Consider the following 1,881-nt stretch of genomic DNA (forward strand, 5'->3'; position numbering starts at 1 on the left):
GCCGCAAGGGCACCACCGTCGAGATCGGCAACACCGATGCCGAGGGACGGCTGCTGCTGGCGGATGCGATGGCGCTGGCCGACGACGACGAGCCGCAACTGCTGATCGACATGGCGACCTTGACGGGGGCTGCTCGCGTCGCGCTCGGCCCCGACCTGCCGCCTTTCTACACCGGCGATGAAGCGCTGGCGTGCGAACTGGCGACTGCGTCCGCCGCGGTCGAGGATCCGCTATGGCGCATGCCGTTGTGGAAGCCCTATGACGCAAAGCTGTCGTCGAAGATCGCCGACATCAACAACGTCACGTCAGACGGATTCGCCGGCTCGATCACCGCAGCGCTGTTCCTCAAGCGCTTCGTCGAGAAGACCGCCGCCTGGGCGCATTTCGACATCTTCGCCTGGAACCCATCCGATCGTCCGTATGGTCTCGCCGGCGGCGAGGCGCAAGGCATCCGAGCGCTGGAAAGGGTTATCTCGAAACGCCACGCCTGACGGTTCCGGTCCTACAGGAAGGTCTCAAGACTGAAACGGAACCGAAACAATTTGCCGTCATTCTGGTCGGATGTCGATTTCCATGCGCCCGAGCCAGGCCTTGCGACTGTGGCAGCAGGTGATGCTGTCCCAGGTGCGCGACGATATGCCCGACCTTACCATGCGCCAGACGGCCATCCTGTTTACGATCTATCTCGACCCGCCGCCGCACACGGTGCGCGGGCTCGCCGCCCGGCTCAATGTTACCAAGCCGGTGATCACCCGCGCGCTCGACACGATGGGCGCACTGAAGCTGGTTTCGCGCCATCGCGACGAACTCGACAAGCGCAACGTGTTGGTCAAGCGCACCGTCGAAGGTGCTCTCTTTGTCGAGCGCTTCGGCGATGTTATCATCGCCAAGGCCCAGGAATTGCCCATTTGACCGAACTGTCCTTCTGAACGAGTTGCCGATTTGACCGCCAGGGATGCCCGCCTTCACGCCTTCCGTTCCGATCTCGCCGATGCCAGGCTGAAAGGCGAGGTCGCCGCCGATCGCTTCGTCGCCGGGCGGCCAGCGCGTATCGCCGCTACCGTTGCCGATGTCCGCAAGGCACCGCACCCGGATGCCGGCATCAACACCCAGCTTCTGTTTGGCGACGACGTCCTCGTCTTCGAAGACGCGGAAGGCTGGGCCTGGATCCAGGCCGAGCGCGACGGCTATGTCGGCTATGTCGCCGACACTGTGCTGGGCGCGCGGAGCCAAGCGCCCACCCATGTCGTCTCGGTGCCGCGCACCTTCCTTTATCCCGGACCGGATTTGCGGTTTCCGCCGAGCGGGCAACTCTCGATGGGATCGGCGGTAACGGTGACGGGCGCGGCTGAAACACGCGGCACGCATTATGCGCTGCTGCCGTCAGGCGAGGCGGTCATATCAGGCCATATCAGGCCTGTCGCCGAGGCTGCCCCCGACTATGTCGCGGTTGCCGAGATGTTTCTCGGCACACCCTATCTGTGGGGCGGCGCCTCCGGCTTCGGCATCGATTGCTCCGGCCTCGTGCAACTGGCGATGCACATGGCCGGCAGGCAAGTGCTGCGCGATTCCGACATGCAGGCGGCGACCATCGGTGAGGCGCTCGAGCCCGGACCAAATTTTGCAGGGCTACGGCGCGGCGACCTGGTGTTCTGGAAAGGCCATGTCGCGATCATGACCGACCCGGAAACGATGATCCACGCCAATGGCCACACCATGCTGGTCTCGCGTGAAGGGTTCAGGGAAGCCGTCGCCCGCATCGGCTATCTCTATGGCGGGCCGACAGGGTTTCGGCGGCCGTAGCGCCAGAGCGGAGAAGGGAGCCGCTCGATCCCCTTTTGTTCCGATTCTTCTTGGCGATTGCGCGCCGCCGCGCTACCT

2 protein-coding genes and 1 pseudogene are annotated in these 1,881 nt (G+C 64.4%); all 3 read left to right on the forward strand.

Going from position 1 to position 1,881, the window contains the following annotated elements:
* Positions 1-491: pseudogene (locus tag EOA86_RS32970) on the forward strand (leucyl aminopeptidase family protein); the annotation flags it as partial.
* Between the two features lie 70 nt (positions 492-561).
* On the forward strand, positions 562-912 hold the full coding sequence (locus EOA86_RS32975) for a MarR family winged helix-turn-helix transcriptional regulator (RefSeq protein ID WP_065005864.1): 351 nt from the start codon (positions 562-564) through the stop codon (positions 910-912).
* Positions 913-942: 30 nt separating this feature from the next.
* Positions 943-1,803, forward strand: a complete 861-nt coding sequence (locus EOA86_RS32980; RefSeq protein ID WP_128345392.1) for an NlpC/P60 family protein — start codon at positions 943-945, stop codon at positions 1,801-1,803.
* The last annotated feature ends 78 nt before the right edge of the window (positions 1,804-1,881 follow it).

The organism is Mesorhizobium sp. M5C.F.Ca.IN.020.32.2.1 (genome assembly GCF_004023105.1).
GTDB classification, from domain to species: Bacteria; Pseudomonadota; Alphaproteobacteria; order Rhizobiales; family Rhizobiaceae; genus Mesorhizobium; species Mesorhizobium wenxiniae.

Bases quoted from the DNA above. Each gene is read 5' to 3' on its own strand.
- EOA86_RS32975 (WP_065005864.1), top strand. From the start codon at position 562: ATGTCGATTTCCATGCGCCCGAGCCAGGCCTTGCGACTGTGGCAGCAG.